Raw genomic sequence first — 17,094 nt, 5'->3', positions numbered from 1 at the left:
CAGCGGCACTGACCGCCTAAACCATCAAGTCGAAGAATCACCCGACGGCCTCGTACACCACGTCCCTGGACTTGACCCCGGGTGGACTCAGTAACGGGGACTCGCCAGTCCCACTTACGTGCTCATCAAGGGTCGTTCTGCATCCGATGCGCCATGTTATGGTTCGGTTCGAACGCTGCGGCAGCGTTAGGCGAACACTTAGTGAAACTAGGCTTATATCACTGCTTTCGGAATCCGAGTCCGTGAGGTTCTGCGCGCGAACCGTCTAGGCGAGGCGCGGTGAGCACACTGATTTGACTCCGACCGTGGGCCGACGCCACGGGACCAATGACTTGCAGCTGTGATAAATTCGTCAAATAGCGCAACTTGCCGTTGAGCGCGTCGTGATGTGCTCAGTACCTCGCCAGTTCTACTGATCACCATGGCGCTCGAAATCTTTAATGCGGTCACGAGCCGGTCCAGCGGGGTTGCGTGCGATAGGTAGTCCCGCGGGGCTCCCGGTCGAGCGGTGCACGACCGATTGCGCCGGCAGCAATGCCTGTGGGGGGTTATCTGGTTCGTCCACATTCCCGGTCTTGCCGGTATTCCCAGGATCCGGGATAGCAGGATCGCCACTGACGCGGTGGGCGGCGGGGTGTACGGCCGGGTGATGGGTATCGGATGGTGCCGACAACGATGCTCGCGGAGAACGGTGCAGTTCCTCCCGTGGGCCAACTGTCTTGGCGTCGGAATGGCCCACGGTACCAATGGGATCGCTAGTCTTCACTAACGGTTCCGCCCAATCGGCGGGATGTTCTCGCGATGCCGACACGACGGTGTCGTCCAACGGCACTGGTCGTTTCGCTTCGCGACCCGCTACATCCGCGCCTTCTTGGAGAGGCGGGGGCGCGGGCCTGGTTTCGGATTCGGGGATCAAAATTTGCCCGTGGAGATCGGCCGCGGGTAGTTCGTGGCTTTCGCCGGCGTGGTGGACGGTCAGGGTGACGCGTGCTTCGCCGTCGAAAACGGCGTACGAACGGGGAAACTTGGCATGAGCCGTCATTCTCGCGCCCTGGCCGAGGATGTCGACGTGGCGCTGCCGGCCGGCGCCCCCGACCCCGCCCAGTATGCTGGCTTGAAAGTTCGGGATCTTCAACAGGGGGCCAAACAGTAATCGTGCGCCACCCTCACGCGCTTTGATGCGTTGGCTGAACACATTGCGACTGACGTCATTGAGCAGGTAGGCGTTGCCGCCCTCATGTTCGATCGTCCTGAAATCCAGGGACTGGATCTCGGCCCGACCTGTGATTCGCAACGTTCCTTGCCGCAAAAATTCGACGTCCTTCCCGGCCTCGACCCTGGTCATGGCGCCGAGCTTGCTCGCGAGGCGGGTGTCGGTGAGGTGGCTGTTCATCTGGTCAGCAAGGTGTGGGATGTTTAGCGGGCCTATGCTCTCGAGCGTGCGCGAGCGGAATTCGGCCCCGTCGGTAATGTTGCGAATAATGCTGTCCCTGCTAAGTCCACGCGGAGGCAGTCCTGAATCACGTTGTGCGCTATGGGACTCCGGGTGTGGCGCGGACGCTTCAATGTGGTCATCAGCTGCGGCTACGCCGGTATGCGGGTGTCCATTGGGGATAATTCCGTCGGGCGGCACGTGCCACGCGTTCTTCTGCTTGTCTGGCGGTGGTTGTCGGGTGGTGAACTCAACTTGGGCGGTGCCAACGTGGCTGATCAGACCGTCGTTGTTGGGTCCTTCGGAAATCGGCCGGCTCATGTGGGCCTCGATGGTAGCCGTGCCAACGTGCGTAACCGTTGGGACCTTTTTGCGGAATAAGATTCCGGTAGACGAGTTTTCGGTGCGGACGTCAACGCCTTCCCTGGTAGCGCCTCCGGTAAGACGGCCCAAGGCAGAGAGGTTGACGGTGTCACCAGTGGGCAATAAGTCACCCTGGAACTGCACATAACCTTGCCAATTGCTGGTCTCGATGCTCGAGACCCCGGCGGATAGGGACTGTAGCCCTCCGCTGTAGAACTCAGTCGTAGCCTTATTATCGGTGGTAGTTATCGCGTCAATGTGGCCGCCAAGCACAACCCGTCCACCTGGCACCGACGTCAGGTGGATCGTCTCGGTCCGTCGACGGCTGTAATCCCCTAAATGGCGCTGAATCTCTATGGCCTTGATGTGGCTCGCGAGCTCTGCCCGCACCGCCGACCAGTCGTCGCCGAAGGTGGCAATGCCCTCGGGTGCCATCTCGTCCAAGACGTGGGCTGCCACCAGATCCTCGTGCGGAGTATGCGAATTCCTATTGGGCTCAACGTGGTCAGTCGCCGGTTCCGCACCGGTGTGGGGGCGAATTTTGACGACGGCCTGGTTGATGTCGAGTGCAGGATGTTCGGCGTTCGGTCCGTCGCCGAGAGTTTGCGTGGTGGAGGCGTCGGCGATTGGGGTGTGCTTGGCGTAGGCGAACACACCGCTGAGCCGGACCGGGGGCGGCTCTTCGGGAATCCCGCTGAGCTTCTTGCCGAACACGTCTTGTGTGTAGCTGATGTCGAAGTCGATCGGCTGGCGGACCAGGTCGTGGGCCTCGACCGTCCTCAGTCGGGTAGGGATCCGGTGCTCGGTCTCACCGGTGACGACGGCGACGTCGACGGCGCTCAAATGCCCAACGCCTTCGTCGGCGCGAGACCCGCTGGGCACCTTGGGATGTACCGATCCTGTATGGGTGATTTGCGCGCTCACCGAGCCGTGCGGGACGGGGATCTGGACTCTGCCCCCGATGACCCTGCGCAATTGGTCGCCGTTGATTTGTGCGGTGGCCGATTGCGACTCGCTGGACACGTCAGTCTCGAATTTCTTAGCGATGCCCACATTTTGTGTGTCGCCGGCGTCGCTGCCGCGCACTGGTCGAACCACAACGGTGATCTTGCCGCCCGGCACAGGGATATCGTGGGTCCACTCTTGGCCCGACTGGTGAGTCAGGCGAGCGACAATCACGTTGGGGCCGAATTCGTTTGCCATACCTGCAATCGCATCGTCGGTCCGGCCGCCGAGCGCCGGGCCGAGGTCGTTTCGAATCGCCTCGATAAGGCCACTAGCCGGGTCCACCCCGAGCAGCACGTCAGAAGGATGCCAACCGCGCTGCAATGCATGCGCCGGCAGTTCTGACGCTTCGGCCCCCGGCGGTGGCGTCCAATCAAGCGTTGTGCGAACTTGCTCGGGGGGCTCCGGCGAGTCGGTCGAGTCAACCTCATCTGCGGCTCCACCCGCGATGCCTTCGCCGGTCTCTGCGACGACAGGCATTTCGTCGACCGTCCGCCGGTTCGGGACGACGAGCGGCGTCGTGCTATCGGAGGTCTCCTGACGCTCAGGCGCATTCTCGCCCCGCCATGGAGTCTGCGCAACGCCTGACGTTGGACTCGCGATCAGCTCGTAGGCCTCCGGGTCGTCTCTGATCGTATCGTCGACGATGTAGCTGATGTTGCGCGAGCGTTCCAAGCGTACCGGCGGCGACGAGGCGGCCTGGGGAGGAGGGGCAGTCACCCCCTTCGGTGCCTCACCGCCTGGGTGCTTGGTCGGCTGTGAAGCCGGAGGCGCTGTGGGCAAGGGGGCTTTGCCGGTGGTGTTTGACGGCTTGGGTGGCTGTTCGATGAAGCCAGTCGGTTGATTACGGGTAAAGGTAGGAGGCAGGTGCGAGTCATGTTGCCGTGAACCTTGAAGCTCGGACAGCGGAATAGCAACTTCGACGGGAAAAAGGCCGGATTCGTGCACGGTGGCCTTCGATCCTCGTATTGTTCCGTCGATCCGCACCCAGCCATCGAATACCGCCATTGGTTGGTCGAATTTAGTGGTTACTGCCACGCGATGCTGGTTGCGGACTCGTTCGCCGTCGCGCCTGGTGCGGTTCGTGCCCCCGATTGCCTCGCCTAACACCGTGCTGTCATTGATGTGGTCGCCACGGCCCCCGGCTGCGGCTTGTAGAGAGGTTTGGCGGTTGCGCTCGACGGTCACCGCTGAACCTTCGGTGAGCTCAGCACTTGGGCTGGACAACGTGTTGATTACCCGCCGGAAGGTCAACTTTTCTATGTCGGCCGTAAAAGCGTCGGTGCCGCGATGAGCCAGCGGGCTGTGCTGGGTCATGCCAGGCAGGCTGGCGCGGACTCGATTGAGGTGATACCAGCCAATAACGTTCTGGCGCAGCCCCTTCCAGTCGCTACCATGTGCCCGGCGTCCCATCGAGTCGAGCATCCCATGGAAGCCGCTCAGGTTGAGATTAGTGACTCTGTCCATGCTGCCCAATCCGCGCAGAGGCACGGTTTCTTCCCGGCTTCGACCGCGCGGGATGGCCGGCGCAGGCGTGCCTGACTCGGCCATGCTTGCTTTGGAACGCTGTTTTGCGCCAAACGGCCACCAGGTCGATTTGGTAACCGAGTTGCGCTCGGACGAGGGGCCTTCACCCCAGATCCGCGCTGGGGGCGCCCATACCTCCTTGCCCAGGTAGTCCGTGGTTGGCTCGGTCTCGAACTGTTCCATGAGCACCTCAAAGCGGGCGCGCGTCTCATGCACCGCACCCTTGAATGGTGCATCTACTCCAGGTGACGAAACCCCCTTGGCAGTGTGCATTTCGATCCGCAGCCGGGCCTGCCCGTCCCAACCTTGGCCGGGTGCGGGGTTCTTCAAAGTGGTGCGCACCCGGAATTGACGGCTGGTGGTTTCGGTATGCGCCTCTCCCCGTGTGAAGGTACCGTCTAGTCCGCCTTCCGCCTCGCCGGTGTCCGTACCTCCCTGGCCGCGTAGCCGACCCGGCATTGGCAACTGAGCCGACCAGCTCACCGCGTCCTGACGCACCTGAGTGGTGTCGGTCTCGGTGCCGAAATGGAACTCGGTCTCTTTGGTCTGACTGGTAGTGAGCATCATTGGGTCCCGTCGGGAAGCGGCGTCACCGCCGTGTCTGTCGCCGACCACCTGCGTTTTGGACGGTGTTCCGAGCGGCTCGATGAAGGCATGCACCTCGATCCATGCGCCCGGAATGCCTGCAAGATGATGAACCACCGGCTGTTTGTTGGTCATCAGGTGCAGGTTGGTCTGTAGCGACTCGACCGTAAGCCAATCGCTGGTCTCGGCCCTCGCCCGGTCAGCCATGCTGCCGTACGCCTTCTTGAATGCCGCCAACATCGGTTCGCTGGTGAGGAAGTCAGCGAACGCCTGCGGTCGCGGATCGTCAGTCGCTGCAGGCGATTTTTCTTCGGACTGTTGTTGCCCGTGCCGGGAATCCGAACTGCCTTCCGCAGCATCACGACGCGACGGTGGCGGGTCGTCAGGAAGCAACCAGAAGTTGGTGACAACGTCTGACCCGCTGAGCCCATGGGTGTCGCGAACACGCGGTGGGCCGCCGTGTACCGGCGCGGAGTTTCGGGTCGAGTGGCCAGGCAAGGAGTGGAGCGTGTCTCGTCCCTCCGCGTGCTGCTTTGCCACGTCGTGGTCGACAACGTCACGAGCCGGAACGACCACTTCCGTTTGATAACCAAGGTTGTGAGTGTCGATCTTCTGCGGAGCATCGCTGGTCCAGTGCCGAATGGCACCTTCGACGTTGCCATCGAACCGGACGCCGGGCTCGGCGGTTTGTCCTCCGCTGATTTGGCGGTCAGCACGCTGATTGGTCAACGCCGTGTCGTGTGTCCGAGAAGCCATCGCAGTGGCCGTCTCGCTCGCATTCGGGTGGGTGAGACTGCCTTGCACTACGGCATACGTCTGAAAGCGCCCCTCGTCGAGGGTCCCGACCGTATTGGTCGGGTCGGCCGTGTGCTCAAACTCGTACTTGGCGACCCTCTCCTTGAAGTGCAGCTGAGACTTCTCTGAAGATCCGTCCGGCGCGAATTCGATTGTGAAGGTGCGACGGTCCTGGAGCTTTACGGTAAGGATGTTGGGTCGGCCCCCTCGCAGCATCCCAGCTATTTTGGGGCGAAGGCTGTCGTCAGAGAATAACGCGGTGCTCTGTTCTCGGTAGGTGTCCCATGTTTCGTCGCCACCCAATCGACGGATCAACGACTCGACATGCTTGAGCCCTTCATCGCCGGAGTGGAAGCTTTCGACTACATCTGTTCCGCTTAGCACGAGATTCTTCCCGATGCGAGCGGGCAGTTGCGGGTCGCGGTTGGGTTGCGCGCCCGCCTGGGCGACAGCCTTGTGGTCGGCGACCGACTCCGCAGCGTGTTTAGGCGGGTTGGTTGATGCGTCGGTGGCGGGCATCGCTTTGGGATCCGCTGCGCCCGATTTGGGGTGGGCGCGGTAGTCAGCCAGAATCACGTCGGGATCGCTGATCCCCCACAGGGTCAGGTCACGCCGGGCGAGGTCCAGCTCGGCGGCAGTCAACAGACTGTGCTCGCCATCCGGCGAACCCGTTGACGCGGCCTGATGCGCGTTCTGTTTTTCGATGTAGCGCTCCCAAGCGCTGAGCCTGCTGTTCGGAGCTCCTTCTCGCTGTTTGCCAATGGCCGTTGGAGGTGGGCCGGCCCCCGCCGCGTGCCGATCCAGTTCTTGACCCCACATTTCACGCTGTTCGCGCGTCGGCAACGGAATCGGTTGGCTGAGGCTTTCGTTCTCGGTGAGCTGATGCCGCGTGGGCGGACCCGGCGTACCCCCTGTCTCGGGTGCAAACTCGCCGGGTGTAATGCCGGGCGCGATCGACGGTGCCTGATCGGCTGGTCTCAGCGCGAGTGAGTCTAGCGGCGTGCCTGTTTCGGTATCGGTCGGCCTTGGCGCCACGGGATCATCGTTGGCTGGCGCGTTACCGGGTGCCTCCTGTGCAGCGGTCCGCTGGGCCTGGGTTGGAGCGTTGTCGCCACCGGAAGAAACTGCGACAGGCAGCCCGGCAGATGTCGCGTTCTCTGCGCCGTCGTCGGGCGACGGCACAGACGACAGCGACGCCCGAGGGAGGTCACCGGGTGCACCAATGCTCTCGGGGCCTCCGAGGGATTCGCGTTCCCCGGCGAGCCCGCCGGGCTCGACACTCGGTTGCGGTGCGACGATCGGGTCAGCGTGGCGATCTTCAGCGGCGTTCGAAGCTGGCGGCAGTGTGGCTGGCGAGGAAGCTTCGCCGGCTGGTGAATCAAGGTCCGGTTCAGTCGAAGAAGATCCTGACGACTCAAGCCCTTGAAAATGTTCTGTCGTGCCTGGGGCACGCGACGGTTGTGGCGCATCGGGTTTGGACGGCTCGTCTTTCGGCGATTCGGCTGCTGGCCGGGGCGGGTTGCTGGCGTCGTCGGACGGGTCGGGCACCGTGGGGACAGGTTGCGCTCGCCCCCGTTCTGGCTCGGATTGGCCACTGCGGATGTGTGATTGGATCGGCGAACCCTGCCGCTGGGCATCGGCGGTGTCTGGTTGCGGGACCGGCGTCGACGCGGGCACGATGTCATCGGCCTGCACCGCAGGGGCGTTATCCGGCGACGGAAGGCCTGCCCCTTCTTGGTGGGCGGAAGGCTGTGTACGGTCGGGCATGCCGGCAGGAGCGGCCGGTGGTATGGCGTGCTCGCCGCCGCTCGACAGCTCGCCGCGGGACTGATCGTGACCGGCGGCCCCAGCCGGGGGTTGCTCGGTTTGCGCCGGTTCACCGGCCACCCGCTCGTCCTCAGCAGGCAGCCCGGACAGCGTCACACCGGCGAAATCGTGGCCAGCGACCGGTTCCCGGCCCGCGGCGTTATCAGATAGCGAGTCCGAACTAGCATCTGAATCTGGCAACGCCGGGAACCAGCCGAAGTCGTCACCGGCAAGCCGCCAGGGGGCCGACTGGCCCATGTCATCCAAACCGTGTGACAGATCGCGATCCTGACCCCACCGCAACGCGGTCGCGATATGGTCCAACGAGAACCCACCGGAGAACAAGTGCGCCGTCGACGGCATAATCACCGGCCGAAACCCGTTGGACTGCAACAATCTTGGCAACAGTAGATAGACGTTGAGTCGGCCGTTACCCTCGGCGAACGGGTGCATCACGTGCAACGTCCGCACGACTCGCGCGATCGCGCGCAGCTGTTCGTGCTCCGACCCGGCCGCGGCGAGATCCTGCTGATACCGGTCGAACACAGCATCAACCATTGCCGGCACCCGATCGGCGCCGAAGGCAGTGGTTAACTGCAAATCGCCGTCATCATCCCTGGTGAGTGTGACTATCACGTCCATCCGCCTGAGCAGCGGCACGTCGCGCAACGCGCCCTCGGTCACTAACGGGTACCCGCTGATGCGCTCATCGAGCAGATCGGCGGCCACCCGATAGGTACCGACGTGATGATCGGCGCCCCTACCCCGGTCTGTGCCCGTGATCCGGTAATCCTCATCAGGACCGGCTGCGTCACGAGCATGCCCGGTCACCAGGGTGTGCATGCGAAGGTATTCCGACCAGTCCAGGCGCCCTTGCAGGACCTCTGGATCGTCGAGGATCAACCGGTACGCCGTTTCCAGATCTTGCTGAAAACCGGGTGATTCGTCGTTGTCATAGAAACTTCCCGGGTTGTCCGGGTGTTGCTCCAGTGCCGAAGCATGATCGGCGCTATCCAGATATATCCGCCAGCGATCTTCATCGGCCACCACCTCGCTTAATCGAACAGGTCGATCCAGCGCGACGTCGGACCAGTCATGTACGGCGATACTGCCCAGCCAGGTGCGCACACCTTCGTTCTGGTAGGAGGTCTCGATAAACGAAAGTTTGTCCCCTGGGTCGTAACGGAACTGGGACTCGAAATTTTCGCCATAATCGGTTTCCGTCGATCCGTCCGAATCAACTGAATGATCCTGCGAACCAATACCTTCGGGCTCTGCTGGAGAGGAATTCCCTTCTGACGTGGCTGTGGCCGAGGCACCAAAGCCCCCCTGTCCGTCATCGAATGCGCGCCGCGAATCCATTTGGGCCGGGCGATCATTCGGTCCATCCGCCCCTTGCGTGGGAAGGTCGTGCAATCGTGTTGGTCGGTCCGCCGATGGGCCCGGTGCAATCGCCTCACCATCATCTGGTGCGGCTGGCTCTGGCTCGGCACGCGCCCCCACCGGCGCCACATCCCCCTGCACCACCGAATCCACCATCGCCTCACCCGAAGCGTCATGGACGACGTCACCGGAAACGTCCGCGGCAGCATCACCCGGCACGTCATGAGCGGTCTCACCGGGCGGCGGGGCGTCGGGCACATCATGAGCGGCCTCACCGGGAGGTGGGGCGTCGGGCACATCATGAGCCGCCTCACCAGGCGGTGGGGCGTCGGGGCCCTCCGGCCGTGCGGGCGGCGGCGCGGGCGGCCCCGCGTGCGCTGGTGGCGCCGGGTTTGCTTGCCCGTCACCATGTTTGAGCAATCTACCCTGCACCGGCTCACCCAAATGCGCCGACAACCGCCCGGCCACATTATCGACCCACCGCTGCATATCCTGCGGATCCGGCAACGGAATCCGCACCTTCTCACTCATGTACCGACCGGACTTGTCGTTAACCTCCCACTGCCCGGCCTCCGCGTTCCACCCAATCTCACCACTAACCCGCGACACAGGATTCGCATTCACCACCGCACCGGTGTCATCGAATTCCACCGCAATCGTCGGATGCCCCTGCCCATTGATCAGACCGCGGAAACCCTCCAACTGCTCAGCCGACTCCGGCAGCTCCCCGTGATACGCCACATAGTGCTCAGTAAGTTCCTCGTCGGACAACAACGTGCCCAATTCCTCACTGCCAATCCGGATCTCGCCCTCGGCATCCACCGTGTAATGCCACCGCGCATCGGTATGCGACAACAACGCCAGCGGCGGCAAATCAGACAACCGATAAAACACCGGATTAACCCGCGGCAACCCCGCCGCATCAGTCTCCTCAGGCTTGACCCGCTTAGCCCCCACCAACGGCCCATACTCATGATCAAGATCCCCACCAACAACCGGCGCCACATCCCGCTGCACCACCGGACCCACCACCGCCTCACCGGAGGCGTCATGGACGACCGCACCGGAAACGTCCGCGGCAGCATCACCCGGCACGTCATGAGCGGCCTCACCGGGCGGCGGGGCGTCGGGCACATCATGAGCCGCCTCACCAGGCGGCGGGGCGTCGAAACGAGCACGGTAATCGGCCAGTAACGCCTCGGGGTCGTTGTCTCCCCAGGTGGCCAGATCACGACGAGCGGCATCAAGGCCTAGACGCGTCGCGGGGCCAACACCCTGGTCATGCGCATCGGACAAGGCCTCGCCGCGCGCGTTGTGGGCCTCGACGTAGCGATCCCATGCCGCACTGCGGCTTTCGGGCGCACTCTCTCGCTGCTTGCCCTTCGCCTCCGAAGGACCCGCCGCACCGTCAGACTGGTCAGCCAACACCGCGTCCCACGCCTCACGCCCGCCGTCGGGCACCACCGGCAACGGCCCTCGCGCCGTGTCGCCCTCACCGTCGACGTTCATCCGCGAGCCCGGCTCAACATCCGGCGGCTGCAGCGCAGCATCATCCGACGGCGCCGCTACCGGCGTCGGTTCCGCTGCATCACCTCCGTCGGCCTCGGCCGGAGGCGGCTCGGCATCCGCGCCCTCAGGCTGACCGGGAACCGCAGCAGCATCGGAGGGCCGAGCAGCCGATTCCGACGGCGGCGCCCCGGCCGGGCGGCTCTGTGATTGCGGTGGTGGTCGCAGATCGTCGAGACCTCGGGTCAGGTCTCGACCTTGGCTCCACCGCAGTGCGGTGGCGATCTGGTCGAGCGAGAACCCACCCGAGAACAGATCAGCCATTGAGTGGGTGATGACTGGGGAAAAACCGTTGGCCAACAACAATCTTGGCAAGAGAAGGTTGATGTTGAGGCGACCGTTTCCGTCGTTGTGCGGATGCATCACGTGCAGGGTGCGCACCACCCGCCCGATGGCCCGCAGCTGGTCGTGTTCGGTGTCGGCCGCCGCGATGTCGTCGTAGTACTGACCGAAGACCGCATCGATCATGCCCGAGACCTTGCCTTCGGAGAATTCGGTCCTGATCTGCGGAACGTCCTGGTCCCAGGACGACGAAATCGTGACGATTACCTCGTCGCCGAAGCTCGATGGCAACGGTTTGTACTTGCCGAGATCGGCCGGGGCGATCGTCACCAGCGGACGACCGTCGACCTGCTCGGTCAACAGATCATCGGCCGGTCCATCCCCCAAAATCGAATGAAAGACCGGATACTCGTCCACGTCGGCGATCTCGAAATCGCCGTCTGGTATACCTCGCGTTACCTGCCAGTGCATTTCGAAGTACTCGTTCGAATCGACCCGCTGCGTCAGCCTTTCCGGGTCGTTCAAGAACATCTCGAACGCACGTTCCATGTTCGCCTGGAAACCGGGTGACTGGTCCTCGTCATATAAGGATCCCGGGTCATCGCGCTCGACCGCCGCCGCATGATGCTGCGGATCGATGTAGAGCCTCCACCAATGGTCGGCGGGGGCGATGTCGCCCAGCGGCGTCGCCGCACCGCGCGACACGTCCGGCCAGTCATGCCCGCCGATCTGGTCCAGCCACTGCCGCACGGAGCGGTTGTATTCGACCACAGTTTGATTCAGCAGACCCTTGTGGCCGTCAAGTGGCGGGGGTGGCGCCACGGCCCCGACATCGGGGGCGGCATGCGCGGGGGTACCTTGGGGCGAGGCCGGTTCGGGCGGCAATTTACTGTCTCCGCCCTCCGGCGGCGTCGACTGCGACGACCTGCCGTCGTCATCGCCCGGCGACCCAGCGGTGCCCGGTTCGAGCGTCGCGTCCTCGCTCAGATCATGGCCAAGACGCGACACCGCATTGTCGCCGTGGGCCGTCTCGGAGCCGGCATCGCTCGGCGACGGCGCGAACCGATCACGCTCGAGCTCGTTGACATGGTCGGGCCCCAATATCGACACTGGTTCGCCGCCGAAGCTGGAGATCGACGAATCCGACTGACCCGACGCCGGGCGAGGCCGCGAGCGTTGCAAAGGCCTGTGCCCAGCACGCGGAGCCGAGGACTGGTGGTGATCATCGCGGTCCGAACCTTCGTCGAGACTCGCACCGCCGCTATGCCGTGAGGGACCGACCTCACCGCTTCCCCCGTGTAACACCGTTGGGGCGGAGCTGGTTTCCTGCCCCGGGAGCGGGCGCGGCCCCGAACCAGTCGCATGCGTGTGCTCTGCCGTCGGCGCGTCAGTGGCTACGCGCGTGCTAGACGCCGCCCCCACGAACCACTCGACCACCGGATTGTCTTTGCGATCCAGCTTCGGCGGCCATGCACTGACGGTTCGGTGTTGCCCATCCAGGGCGTGCACCTTCTCGCCGTCAAAGAACACGTTGAAACTGTGTGCCTGGCCCTTGGCGTACTTGATCCCGACCACCGTATGGGCGCCCCCACCCGCCGAGGTCAGCTGCTGGTGAATACCTTCGGGCGTATCCGAGATCCACGACAGCCCGGTAAATCCGCTCAAATCATCAGTGGTCAGTTGGGCCAGGTGCGCCCGCCCGAAACTCGGTGTGCCCGAGAGCCTGTCGAACACCACCATCGTGGCCGGCGCGCAGTTAAGCAGACGATCGCCGGTCGGTGGCACCCGCGGATCCCCGTCATTGTTGACATCCCCAATCCACCCCTGAATGTCCTCGATGGTGCTCTCAGAATGCGGGAAACCGTCACCCAACGGTGGTTCGCCGCCTACCGGCTTCCCCGACTGCGGACCGGGCACGGGTTCCGTAGGCTCATCAGCTTCCGTCCGCGCTGGGGCGGCCACCACTGCATCGGGATCGTCGGGGTCGTGAACGTAATCAGGCTGTGCGCCAACGCTATCGGCGCGGTCATCACTAGCGGCCGAAGAGCCATCCAGCCCGGCATGCACATCACCGTCGCGCGTGTCACCCCGCGGGCCGACCGCGGTCCAGTCGGCCGGATCGGGAAGACCTTGCAACACGGCACGCAGTGGCAATGCCTGCTGGAACCCGCCGCCTGGTGGAGCGTCTTCACGGATTTCAGTGATGTCCCACGGGGATTCGCTCTCGCTGGGACGCCCGAAAACCATGGAGTCTGCGTCGTCAGGCCGGGCCGGTCCAGCAACGGGGCCCCAATCCCTGGATGGCACGTTAGCCGCGAACGCCGCACGCCGCCATGTACCAGGGAGGTCAGTCACGCGCGCCTGCCCGGGTAGCCCGAACGACTGTAAAACCGACGAGGGCAGATCGAGCTGGCGGATTCTGGGCCGATCGCCGATCAGCGGCAGGTTAGACTTCGGGCGCAGGTAGGCATAGGTGACCGTCTTCACTTGCTCGCGCAGTTCTGGCACGCTGCGCATGTAGTCGACAACCGCTTTCCAGCCTGCCTTCGGGTCGGGAAGACCCTCGATCAGGGGCTCAACCGCTGCGAGATTGAGATCACCCTGTCGATTGTGGAGATCCCAGATCAAGCCACTGACGGCTTTTTCCAATACCTTCTGTGTCTGTTCCTTCGTGAAACGCAGCGGTTTGGTGCTCAGCCAGGTGTGCGCGGAGCCCATCTGTAGGTGGTCGGTCCGGATGCGTGGCACGTCAGCGGGATTGAGGTTCAACGACTCTGTTATGTCTTTGAAGTTGAACGGGCCGGTCCGCTCAATTACGGATCGGCGCCGGATAGCGGACGCGGGCCGGGATACGTACTTATCGTGGTGCGCTTCGACATTGTTCGCCACGGATCCATGCACGTTGGGATGTAATTGGTCCTGACGCAGCTCGTAATTGGTCTTGATCTTGTCGAGGTAACGCTTGATGAATGGATGTTCGCGGGCGGCAAGCAATGCGGAGTTGTTCGGAATGCGCCCTTCGTGGGAGTGCAGCGCGAAACCAGGTGCAGCTGCCAGGTCACGCATCCCGTCCACGCGCCGAACCTGGTTGTCATGGTCGGTGTAAATGCCGCCAAAGCGGTGGAGGACCTCTAACCGCAGGATGTCGCTGGCCGCGGTATACCCGGCCGCGGTGCCTTTGGCGTTCTCCAACCGGTACTCCGGACCAAGGTGCATCGGTTCATCGACGTGGAAGACCTCATCGGGACTGAGCAGCGAGATCTTGTTTCGCTGGGCCCAGGAGCGCATTCGACCGGCCTCGGTTCCAGGACGATCGAATTCTTCGCGAGACACATCGGTCCATAGGAGTACCCGCATGCCCTCGCGCTGTGCAACCTTACTGAGCTTCTCGAGGTTGCGGCGGACAAGCTCGGTCGTCTTACGTCCGTCGGTGACGGGGCTCCCCAACCAGATGGAATGGAAAACCTTGGGCGTCTCCAGCCGTGCCGGCAAAGGGTCTTCAGGCCGACCGCCGCTGTCCTCCGCGAACCACCCCCGTCCCTCAGGCGCAGGTTCCGACCAAGCATCCAACTTCGGCGGGGGGTCGCCCTCGCGCCTGGCCATGTCCAACGCATGCAGATGCCCACCTAGCGAGCCGATGGGAACCTTCGCCAACTTAACGCCCTCCAAGTGCGGTGGGGTAGGGCTGGGATCGCGCAGACCGAACGGGTCAGGACCGAGTCCGTCGTGGGGATGCGGGCGCGCTTTGGCTGTCCGCTGCGAATGCACTTGTTGGGCCTTCGCCCTCAGGTCATCAAGTAGATGATCGCTGTCGGCATGGCTTTTCGCACCAAGGATGCGCCGGGCGTAATCGTTGAGCGTTTGCTTAAGTTGATTGTCGGGCGCACCTCCTCTAAGCCGCAACGCCGGACCGTTGTCCGCCCCCGGGGCGTCGTCGCCCATCGAAAAGTGGGGTGATGGCTCGTCATGGTCACCCTCGTTAACCGACGCCGGCCGCGTTGAATCATCTGGGCCAGGCACAGCAGATTCTTTCGGCTTAGCTTGTAATGCGTTCTCCCCATTGTGTACGACTGGCTCTGCGTTCGCACCGGACTCGGGGCGATCGTCGGAGCTACCCGCCGATTCCCGACTCGGCTGCCCTATGGGCGCCAAGCGCGGCGGGTCGGCAGCCGCCTCGGTAGGTGGGCGGGTCTGGCTTCGCCCCTTCTCCGACGCGTCGCCCTCCGGCACCGGCGGCTTGGTGGTGGAATCCGCTTCGGATTCCTCGCCACGACCCGGCCGATTCCCGCTGCTGCCAGTCGTGGCTCCCTCGGTGGTCGAGGTCTCCGACGGCCTCGGTGGTGGGGTGGGTCGGTCACTCCTAGGCTCGGCGGTGTCAGATTGCTCAGCCGGATGTCGGCTGCTCTGGCTGTGTTCACCAGCGAGCGATGAGTCGTCGGTTGAATGATGAATATCGTTGTCGGAGAACATGTGTGCGTCATGGTCTAACGCGGCGACGGACGGTGGCGGCATGGTGGTGGTTGATGGTTCAGCGTGGTCGGTCCCAGCCGCGGCGCCTGCCGCGGACCTCGTGGGGCCGTCCCCGGTGCCGACCGGCTCGGTGTCGTTTCCGATGTGTTTGGTCGTGGACCCGCGACCCGCGTGGGAAACCTCACTACCCTCAGACGTCGGCTTGATCGGTCCCGCCACGGGACCATCAACGGAGCGCACCACCACCGTCGGCTCCGACCGCGAGGACCGCCCGGCGCCGGCGGTAGCCGACGACGAACCACTGGGCTTGTCCGTCGGCGTCATCCGCGATCCGCCACCGGCGGCCTCGGGTGCTGACACCGACACCCGCGTCTCACCGCCCGGTGCCGCCGAATCCGACGACGCGACCGGACCCCGAATACTGAGTGTTTCCGAATCCCCCTCGCCGGCAGCGAAACGCGGGCCACCCACCGCGCCGGGGGTCTCCGGAGAAACCGAATCGCTGCCCCGCGGCGCGGGCAGCTGCGAATCCGGCACCGCCATCGCTGTATCGAGGTGCTCCTCGCGCTGCTGAGCACCGTCAGACACCAGGGAACCATCGACGCCACCCGGACTGGTCGAGGCCGACGCAGCGGCCCCCGACGCGGCGGCCAGCGAGGTATCACCGTCGAGGTGATCCGAGGACATCATGGCTGGCGTCGAACTGTCTGACTCCACACTTCGCGGCAGACCTGCGGCTTGCTCCCCGTTGGCAGTGGCCAACTCATCGGAGCCGGCCGGCGAAGCCGAATGCTCGAGGGAAAGCTGAGCGGGGGGTGTGGACGCTGCATCCCCCTGGTCGGGACCCGGTGTCGACACGATCGCCGCACCCGTATCAGGTGCGCCAGTCCCACGATCGGCCTGGGCCGGTGGCGGCGGCGTATCAGCCGCCGGCCCCACCGGCCCGGCCGCCACCGACGACGTGGTGGTCGAGGAGTCCGCGCCGGCCGAGCCCAGCGCAGCAGCGGCCTGAGATTGGTGATTCCCAGTCGGATTGGCCTCGGCTTGGGATGCGTTATGCGTAAACGATTGGACCGCACCAGACTTCGCGGTCGGAGTGGCCGCGGGCTGGTTGGCGAATCGTGATGCTTGTGACGGCGCCGACCCGGTTGCCGACCCATGACCCGACGATGTCAGCGAAGCTGACGCCGACGAATGCCCCACCGAACCCGCCGCCGACACGCCCGCGCCCGACTTGGATACAGCAACAGGCGTCGCCGCGTCGGCAACCGATCCCGAGGACTGCCCCGCGCCGTGGGTTGGCGTTGAAGCGTTTTCGCCCCCACCCGCCACGGTTGATGACGCCGACTTCGACACGCCACCAGTACCACCGGCGTCGGCCACACCCGACGAGACACCAGGGCTTGACTGCCCAGAACCCCGCGCATCTTGCCCCGCACTGGCCACCGACGTGCCAGCCTCAGCCGACACCTTCCCACGCGCGGGCGACCCCGAATCGCTCAACGATCCCGTCGCCGCGAGCGCCGGCCCCTTCGCGGTCGACGTGGCACTCCCCTGCACTACTGAGCCGGCCCCGTTGGCGTCAATCGAAATTGCCTGCGCCCCAGCAGTATCAGCGCCCAATCCCTCGACCGACGGATCCAAGGTTGCGGACTGATCCTGCTTGTCTGGGGGTGGTGTCTGGTCGGGGAATAGCGGACCGCGCGACGCTCCACCAACCCCAGCGCCAGTGTCAGCTGCCGCGGGCTTGGTGTCCGGCACCGCCACCGGGTGCACCTCAACATCCCCCGCGCCATGAGCCCCGCCGTGTTCGAAGCTGCGGATCCCTCCCGACGGTACCCCCCCGGCCGCCCCCCCAAAAATGTCGGCCGCATCCACAC

2 protein-coding genes are annotated in these 17,094 nt (G+C 64.3%); one reads left to right on the top strand and one right to left on the bottom strand.

The window, feature by feature from the left end; genetic code table 11:
- Window positions 1-409: 409 nt before the first annotated feature.
- A complete protein-coding gene (locus tag AWC25_RS25865) occupies window positions 410-14,686 on the bottom strand; it encodes a glycosyltransferase (protein ID WP_158089790.1) in 14,277 nt (4,758 codons plus the stop codon).
- Between the two features lie 1,345 nt (window positions 14,687-16,031).
- Here AWC25_RS25865 and AWC25_RS26935 point away from each other — a divergent pair.
- Entirely contained in the window at window positions 16,032-16,226 is a 195-nt protein-coding gene (locus AWC25_RS26935; RefSeq protein WP_158089789.1) for a hypothetical protein, read from the top strand.
- The last annotated feature ends 868 nt before the right edge of the window (window positions 16,227-17,094 follow it).

The organism is Mycobacterium sherrisii, from assembly GCF_002102355.1.
Taxonomy (GTDB): Bacteria; Actinomycetota; Actinomycetes; order Mycobacteriales; family Mycobacteriaceae; genus Mycobacterium; species Mycobacterium sherrisii.
Note: the sequence above shows the minus strand (reverse complement) of the source record. Positions and strands in the feature narration are given on the sequence as shown.

Excerpts from the sequence above, each read along its gene's own strand:
- AWC25_RS25865 (WP_158089790.1), bottom strand. The coding sequence starts at position 14,686 with ATGGGCGACGACGCCCCGGGGGCGGACAACGGTCCGGCGTTGCGGCTT.